Annotated in this window: 6 protein-coding genes; 4 read left to right on the forward strand and 2 right to left on the reverse strand. The window is 74.1% G+C overall.

What is annotated here, in order from left to right:
* Positions 1-239 precede the first annotated feature (239 nt).
* Positions 240-1,328 carry a sugar ABC transporter permease gene (locus tag ACFW2G_RS08220; RefSeq protein WP_384582456.1) on the reverse strand — a complete coding sequence of 363 codons (1,089 nt, stop codon included), beginning with the start codon at positions 1,326-1,328 and terminating at the stop codon, positions 240-242.
* Entirely contained in the window at positions 1,325-2,443 is a 1,119-nt protein-coding gene (locus tag ACFW2G_RS08225; RefSeq protein ID WP_384582464.1) for an MFS transporter, read from the reverse strand. The genes ACFW2G_RS08220 and ACFW2G_RS08225 overlap by 4 nt, the downstream gene beginning before the upstream one ends.
* A 332-nt stretch (positions 2,444-2,775) precedes the next feature.
* Between ACFW2G_RS08225 and ACFW2G_RS08230 the strand changes: the two genes are divergently transcribed.
* The 4 genes from ACFW2G_RS08230 (at position 2,776) to ACFW2G_RS08245 (ending at position 6,810) form a co-directional block, all read left to right on the forward strand.
* Positions 2,776-3,465, forward strand: a complete 690-nt coding sequence (locus tag ACFW2G_RS08230; protein WP_384445297.1) for a hypothetical protein — start codon at positions 2,776-2,778, stop codon at positions 3,463-3,465.
* Between the two features lie 232 nt (positions 3,466-3,697).
* Positions 3,698-4,396 (forward strand): sigma-70 family RNA polymerase sigma factor, encoded by a 699-nt coding sequence (locus ACFW2G_RS08235; protein ID WP_384582458.1) that lies wholly within the window; start codon positions 3,698-3,700, stop codon positions 4,394-4,396.
* 356 nt (positions 4,397-4,752) lie between these two features.
* The gene (locus tag ACFW2G_RS08240; RefSeq protein ID WP_370466456.1) at positions 4,753-5,424 is read left to right on the forward strand and encodes a DUF4142 domain-containing protein; all 672 of its coding nucleotides are present in this window, start codon (positions 4,753-4,755) and stop codon (positions 5,422-5,424) included.
* A 9-nt stretch (positions 5,425-5,433) separates the two neighbouring features.
* Positions 5,434-6,810 (forward strand): DUF1996 domain-containing protein, encoded by a 1,377-nt coding sequence (locus tag ACFW2G_RS08245; RefSeq protein WP_384445301.1) that lies wholly within the window; start codon positions 5,434-5,436, stop codon positions 6,808-6,810.
* The last annotated feature ends 362 nt before the right edge of the window (positions 6,811-7,172 follow it).

The following is a 7,172-nucleotide window of genomic DNA, read 5'->3' on the forward strand; positions in this document are numbered from 1 at the left end:
GTCAGCGCCGGCTCACAGCGTTCCGCGCAGGAGCTCGGCCGGCCGCCCACCGGGCTCGGCGAACGGGGCTCAGGCCATCAGGTACCACGGCGGGCAGGCCCGGGGGCCGTAACCCGGGCTTGACCGGCCGCGCGCAGCGGTCGCTGGGACACCGCGGCGGCGGGGGTTCCGGGCGCGGCCCGCCCGGCCGGGGGCTTCTGGTCCGTGCAGGGGATCACGGTCCTCCTGGCCGCGCGTCCTCAGACCTGGGTGATGTCCACGAGGCCGTGGAGGGCGGACAGGGCGAGGGCCAGGAAGAAGTCGCCCCAGACGAGTTCGTGGCGGACCGCGAGGTGGTGCGCTGCGTCGTAGCAGCCGTCCAGCAGCATGCCGGCCGGGCGGGGGCCGTCGTCCCCGGTGAGGTGGGACCGGGTGAGGTGGTCGAGGATCTCCCCGGCGCGAAGGGCGTACTGGTCCGCGCGAGGGCCCGGCGTGCGGGACAGTTTCAGCAGGGCGACCGCCGTGATCGCTGCGGCCGAGGTGTCGAGGGGGCCGTCCGGGCGGTCGGAGTCGGCCGGCGGAACCGGGCACCCGGTCAGCAGCCCACCGCGCTCGACCAGCAGGGCGGCCGCATCGGTCAACTGGGCGGAGCCGGCCGGCGCGACGGCCGGCCGGAGCAGGGCGTCGGCGACCGCCAGGAGCAGCCAGGCCGGGCCCCGGCTCCAGCCGGGCAACGGCTCCGCACAGGGCCGCCACCGGCCGGTGGCCGCGTCGAAGCCCAGGGCGGGCCGGAACCACGGTGCCCCGTCGCCCGGCCTGCCGAGGCAGAGGTCCAGGTGCCGCTGGAGGTGGGACGCCGCCGCGGCCGCCCCGTCCGCTCCGGCGCCGGCGAGGAGCGGCACGGTGCCGGGTACGGCGTCCACGCGGGCGAGCAGGCGGGGGCCGCCCAGGGCGTTGCCCCAGGGCAGGATTCCGAGTTCCGGGTCACAGGCCGAGCGGCAGGCACCGGCCGCCCGGTCGCGCAGGGCAGCGGCCTCCGCGTCGTCGCCGGCCGCAGCGGTCCCGTACCAGAAGATGAGGCCCCGCGTGGCGGTGTCGGCCCCGATCCACGGTTCGAGGCGGGCCGTGCAGGCCGCGGCGGCCCGCCGGTCGGGACCGGCTCCGGTGTACCGCGCCCTCAGCCACAGCAGTCCGGCCCAGAAGCCCCCGGTCCACGAGCCGCGGCCGGTCGTGGTCCACCGCCCGTCGGCGGGATCCGCGTACAGCGGGAAGCGCACCCCCACCTCGGACCCGGTCACCGCCACCCGCTCCATGACCGCCGCCAGTGCCCGGCCGGTCCGCGCGCTCACACCGCACCTCCGCGCCGGTCCCGTACCGCCCAGAGGAGCGCGACGGCCGCGGCCGCCGCGAACTCCGCCGCCACCAGGAGCCAGCCCGGTCCGTAGCGTCCGTTCTGCGCGAGCAGCCCGAACAGCGGCGGGCCCAGCGCGAATCCGGCGAAGAAGCCGGACGCGACCAGCGCGGAGTCCTGTCCGGCCCGTCCGGGGGCGGCCCGCTGGAGGACCAGCACCATCGAGACGGCGTTGCCCGAGACGGCGAACACCCCTACGGCGACGGCGCCGACCCACACCAGCGGGCCCGCCACGAGTGCGGCCCCCAGCAGGGCGGCCGCGCCCAGCGCGCCGCACGCGAGCCAGCCGGGGAGCCATTCGGCGCGGCCGGTCCGGGCCGCCCTGGACCAGCCCACCCGGCCGGCGATGCCGGCCACACCCAGTACGGCGACCAGGGCGCCCGCCGCCGTCGGCCCCATGCCCAGGCGTTGCGCGCCGAAGAGGGCGAGGTAGGTGTTCACGGAGGCGATTCCCGCACCGAGGAACAGCGAAAAGGCGGCCAGCCAGGCCACCATCCCGCGCGGGGCGAACGAAGGCCGCGGGCCGGCCGGTGGCGGCGAAGGGTCCGCGGGAAGGACCCGCAGCGCCCACAGTCCGGTGAGCAGCGCCGCCGCCGCGCCCGTCCAGACCGCGCCGCGCCAACCGATGCCGCCTGCCAGGGCCGCCAGCGGAGCCCCCGCCGCAAAGGCGCCCAGTTGCACACCGGACTGCTTGAGGCCGGTGACGGCGCCCCTCCGGGCGGGCGGAACGGCGCGCAGCACGGCTTTGTTGGTGGCCGGGTTGGCGAGCGCCTGCGGTACGCCCCCGAGTGCGACGGCGCCCAGCAGCAGGCCGGCACCCGGGGCGGCGCCGATCAGGGCGAGCGCCGCGGCGGACAGGAGGAGGAGCACGACGAGTGAGCGCCGGGGCCCGATCCGGTCCACGATCCGGCCGCCCGCCGGGGAGAGCGCGGCGGCGGTTCCGAAACCGATGGTGGTGGTCAGACCCAACAGGGCCGGGGTGAGGCCCAGTTCCGCCACGAGGCGCGGACCGAGCGCCCCGAGGAGGAACAGTTGCAGCATCGAGAACGCCATGGCGCAGGTCAGGAGCGCCGTCAGCCGCCGTCCCCCGGTGCCGTCCTGCTCCGCCGGCGATGCCGTCGCCGCTCCCTCCGACGCCACAAAGTCTCCCTTCCCCGGACGTTGAACCGCATGGCCGACCGGGTAGGCAGTCGGGTGGAGCAGCGGGCCGGTTCCCGTTCTCCGCTGTGCCCTGCACCACACGAGGCGGGCGGCCCGGCTGTGACACGGTCGGCTCGCGGAAACTTGTCCGGAAGTGCGTACCCCGGTGTGCGGCTCGGGAGGCCGGTGCGAGGATGAGCCCCGCCATGGAGCCGGTCCGCTGTTTACGCGCCCTACGGGCTGCGATGTTCGCAGCCCTCTGCGTGCTGCTCGCGGCCACCGGTCACCTGCTCATGTCGGGTACGGCGGTGCCCTGGTGGGCGTTCTGCCTCGGGTTCACGGGGGCGGCGACGACGGCCTGGTCCCTCGCGGACCGTGAGCGCGGCATCCTCGCCGTCACGGGGGCCGCCGTCGCCGTCCAGGCGGTGCTGCACTCGGGGTTCTCCCTGGCCCAGTCCCTCGCCCAGCCCCTCCCGCAGACGCTGCCCCGGTCCTCGGCTCCGTCCGTCGGTCTGGCGGCCGCACCGGCCACAACCGTGCCTGCGGGAGCGGCCCTTCACGCGCACCACGCCGGGCACGGGACGGTCGACGCCCTGTCCGCACCGGCCGCCGTGCACATGGCGGGCGGTGGGCACCAGGCCTCGGCCGTGCCGATGGTGCTCATGTCCCCGGCCGGGATGCTGCTCGCCCACCTGCTGGCCGCCGTACTGTGCGGCCTGTGGCTGGCCCACGGCGAACGCGCCCTCTTCCGCGTGGTGCGCGCCGTGGCCGCCCGGCTGCGGACCCCGCTGTGTCTGCTGCTGCGCCCGGCCGCGGTCGCGCACCGGCCGCGCCCGCGGGTGCGCCGGGCGCGCCGTACGCGCGCACCGCGGCAGCTGTTCCTCGTGCACGCCATCACATCGAGGGGTCCGCCGACAGCGACCGCTGTCCTCTGACAGCTGGTCACCCGAGCCGCCCCGGCATCCGCGACCGCGTTCGCGACGGCTCTCGCTCACGCCTCGCACGCCTCGCACGCACCTGACACAACTGACACGCCTCGTGCACCGCATGCACGCGTGGATGCCGCGCCTCGGGCCCTCGGCCATGCCCTGCGGCAGGCCGTGCCCTTCACCGGTCCCGCCCGCTCACGCGGCACCGGACTCCCCTTGCACATAAGGACCTTTGGCGATGACTCCTGCCCTGACGACCTCCCCGTCCCGTACCGCCGGCGCGCGTTCCGCCCGGCACACCGAGGACTCCGATGCCGAGGTGACCCGGCTGGCACTCGCCGCCCGGGACGGCGACCCCGCGAAGACGGACCGATTCGTGCGCGCCCTCCACCGCGATGTCTGGCGCTACGTCGCCTATCTGAGCGCGGATGCCCAGGCCGCCGACGACCTCACGCAGGACGTGTTCCTGCGGGCGCTGGCCGGCCTGCACCGCTTCGAGGGCCGCTCCTCCGCCCGTACCTGGTTGCTGTCCATAGCCCGGCGGACCGTGGTGGACAGCCTGCGCCACGCCGCCGCACGGCCGAGACTGTCGGACCGCTGCGACTGGCAGACAGCCGCCGAACAGGCCCAGCCGTACGACGTGCCGGGTTTCGAGGACGGCATCGCGCTGGCGGAACTGCTGGCCGCGATCCCGGCCGAGCGCCGGGAGGCCTTCGTGCTCACACAGTTGCTGGGGCTCCCCTACGCGGAGGCGGCCGAGGCGGTCGGCTGCCCGATCGGCACGGTCCGCTCTCGGGTGGCCCGGGCGCGCACCTCGCTCCTGGCGCTCCTGACGGACCCTCACACAGCCGCACCGGACCAGGTGGCCCAGGCCGCGCAGGGTCGGCGGACCCCGAGCGGGACGCACGCCGCGGTGCTCGCGGCTTCGGCCGCCTGATCCGGGACGGGCCCGGCGGGGGCGGCGGCGCGCCGTTCCCGGCCGGGGCCGAGCCGGTCACCGCGCGGGTACGGGTGGCCGCGTGTCTCTCCGCACGACCGCGTGGCGGCAACGGCCGTCTGCCGTGCGGCGCCTGCATCGGAGGGCACAGGGGCGGAGCGCGGCAAGATATCAGCCTTTCCGGGAGTCGCCGGAGTGTTTATCCGATGGTGATGTCCTCCGGCAGGGGTGTGGCGCCGGGCACTACCGTCCGGTGACACCCCCGGGAATGCGGGTGTCGCACCGCACCACGCTTGCGGAACCTCCCTGCCCCGCCACCTCCCGGCCCCACGGAGCAAGGAGGCACTTTGCTGTCAGTGCAGCGGAGAAACACCCGAGGCTGGTCGATGGCCACCCGGTACTCGATCGCCAGCGGTGTCGTCATCACCGCGCTCGCGCTCACCCTGATCGCCCTGCTGGTCCCCGTGGACAAGTTCGGCAGCCGGGCGACGGCCGCCACAGCGGCGGTTCCGGCCGATGCCGACGACGGCCTGGGAACGGTAAGCACGGCATACGGGCCGCTGACCGCCGCAGACCGCGACTTCGTCCGCAAGGTCCGTCTCGCCGGGCTGTGGGAGCTGCCCGCCGGGCGGCAGGCCCAGCAACGCGGGACGCGGCCCGCTATCCGTACGGCCGGGGACCACCTCGTCGACGGCCACACCGACCTGGACCGGCAGGCCATCCAGGTCGGCCAGGCCCTCGGCATCGACCTTCCCAACCAGCCCTCCGCGCAGCAGCAGGACTGGTTGGGCCAGCTGAACCGCGCCAAGGGGGAGGAGTACGAACGGCTGTTCACCCAGCTGTTGCGCCGGGCGCACGGAAAGGTGTTCTCCCTGCTGGCCGGGATCCGAGCCCAGACCCGCAACTCCATGGTGCGAGCCCTCGCCACGTCCGCCAACGCCACGGTCCTGGACCACATCACGGTCCTGGAGGACACCGGTCTGGTCGACTTCGACGGGCTCTCCGACAATGTCCCACCGACGAAGTGAAGTGATCGCATGAGTCCAAAGAGCCACAAGCGCGCCCGATTGTCGACCAAGATCGTGGGAGTGGTCTCCGCGCTCGTGCTGGGCGGCGGCGGGGTCGCCGTCGTCGCCGGCAACGCCTCCGCGGGCCAGGACGGCAGCCGCAAGGCACAGTTGACGACCACCATCGACTGCCCCGACGTGGGCGAGAAGCTCACGGCCGTACCCGAGCAGGCCAAGGCCGAGGTCGACACGAACCTGGCCAAGCTGGACGACCAGGTGGCCGACGCCTACCGACGGCTCGCCTCCGGCCAGGCACAGGGCAACGCCCTGCTCGGCGAGTTGAAGCAGAAGCGGGAACAGACCATCAAGGTCATGTCCGACGCGATCGACCGGGCCGGTGACCCCCCGAAGGAGATCGCCTCGCTGAGCTCCTGCCAGATGAAGAAGGCGCCGGCCGAGGAGGACGGCGGAGGCGGAGCGGCGGCGCTGGCCTCGGACGCCAAGTCGTCCGCGGCCGGCAAGAAGGGCGCCCCGGCGAAGAGCGACTTCGTCAACATCACCAAGGTCCGCCCCAACGTCCGCGCGCCCCGGGCGCAGAACGGCGCCTCCAAGGGCTCCTTCAGCGTGAACTGCGGCCGCAACGAGAACGGCCACTTCAACCCCGACAACGTGATCGTCGCCCCCGGTGTGTCCAACGGCGCCCACCACATGCACGACTACGTGGGCAACGTGTCCACGGACGCCTTCTCCACGAACGGCAGCCTCGCCCGGGCCGGCACCACCTGCGGCAACGGCGACCAGTCCACCTACTACTGGCCCGTCCTGCGGCTGCGGGACGGCAGGGCCGAGCGGGACGCGCAGGCGCCCGGCGGCGGGCAGGACGGCAACGTCGGCACGATCCTGAAGCCCAAGCAGGTCACGATCACCTTCAAGGGCAGCCCCCAGGGCCAGGTCAAGGCCATGCCGCGGTTCCTGCGGATCATCACCGGTGACGCCAAGGCCTTCACCAACGGCACTGCCAACGCCAACGCGTCGTGGAGCTGCACCGGATTCGAGAACCGCCAGCTGAAGGACAAGTACCCGATCTGCCCCAAGGGCAGCGACGTGGTGCGCACCTTCTCGTTCCAGAGCTGCTGGGACGGCCGGAACACCGACAGCGCCAACCACCGCACGCACGTGGCCTTCGCGGACCGCAACGGCCGCTGCCAGAAGGGCTTCACCGCCATCCCGCAGCTGGTGCAGCGCATCGTGTACCGGGTGCAGCCGGGCTCCCGCATCGCCGTGGACAGCTTCCCTGAGCAGCTGCACAAGCCGGTGACCGACCACGGAGACTTCATCAACGTGATGTCGAACGGCCTGATGAACAGGGCCGTCAACTGCATCAACAGCGGGCGCAACTGCCGCTGACGCTCGCGGCCGGTTCACCCCCCTTCGCCCCCGGGGCGGGCGCTCCCCTCTTCTCTCCCCCGCGCCCGCCCCGGGAACGGTGTTGGTCCGAAGCCCCTTCGGACCAACACCGTTTTCGTGTGTCCGGCCACGGTACGGGGCAGCCCTGGTGAGGCTGCGGCATCGCTGGCCCGTCGCCCGCCCGGTCCGCGGCCCGCCCACGCCGGCACAACCGCCATCCGCACACCGCCGCCTGCCGCCTGCCGCTCACCAGGTCACCCGGCCACCCGGTCGGCCACCACGCGCCGGCGAACGGATCGACGGTGACGTGCCCCCGGCCGTATGCGCGGGCGTGAAGAGGCCCGGCCCGGCCCCGTGGGTAC

It is taken from the genome of Streptomyces sp. NPDC058880 (genome assembly GCF_042742535.1).
Taxonomy (GTDB): domain Bacteria; phylum Actinomycetota; class Actinomycetes; order Streptomycetales; family Streptomycetaceae; genus Streptomyces.

Bases quoted from the DNA above. Each gene is read 5' to 3' on its own strand.
- ACFW2G_RS08225 (WP_384582464.1), bottom strand. From the start codon at position 2,443: ATGGCGTTCTCGATGCTGCAACTGTTCCTCCTCGGGGCGCTCGGTCCG.
- ACFW2G_RS08235 (WP_384582458.1), top strand. From the start codon at position 3,698: ATGACTCCTGCCCTGACGACCTCCCCGTCCCGTACCGCCGGCGCGCGT.
- ACFW2G_RS08245 (WP_384445301.1), top strand. From the start codon at position 5,434: ATGAGTCCAAAGAGCCACAAGCGCGCCCGATTGTCGACCAAGATCGTG.
- ACFW2G_RS08230 (WP_384445297.1), top strand. From the start codon at position 2,776: ATGTTCGCAGCCCTCTGCGTGCTGCTCGCGGCCACCGGTCACCTGCTC.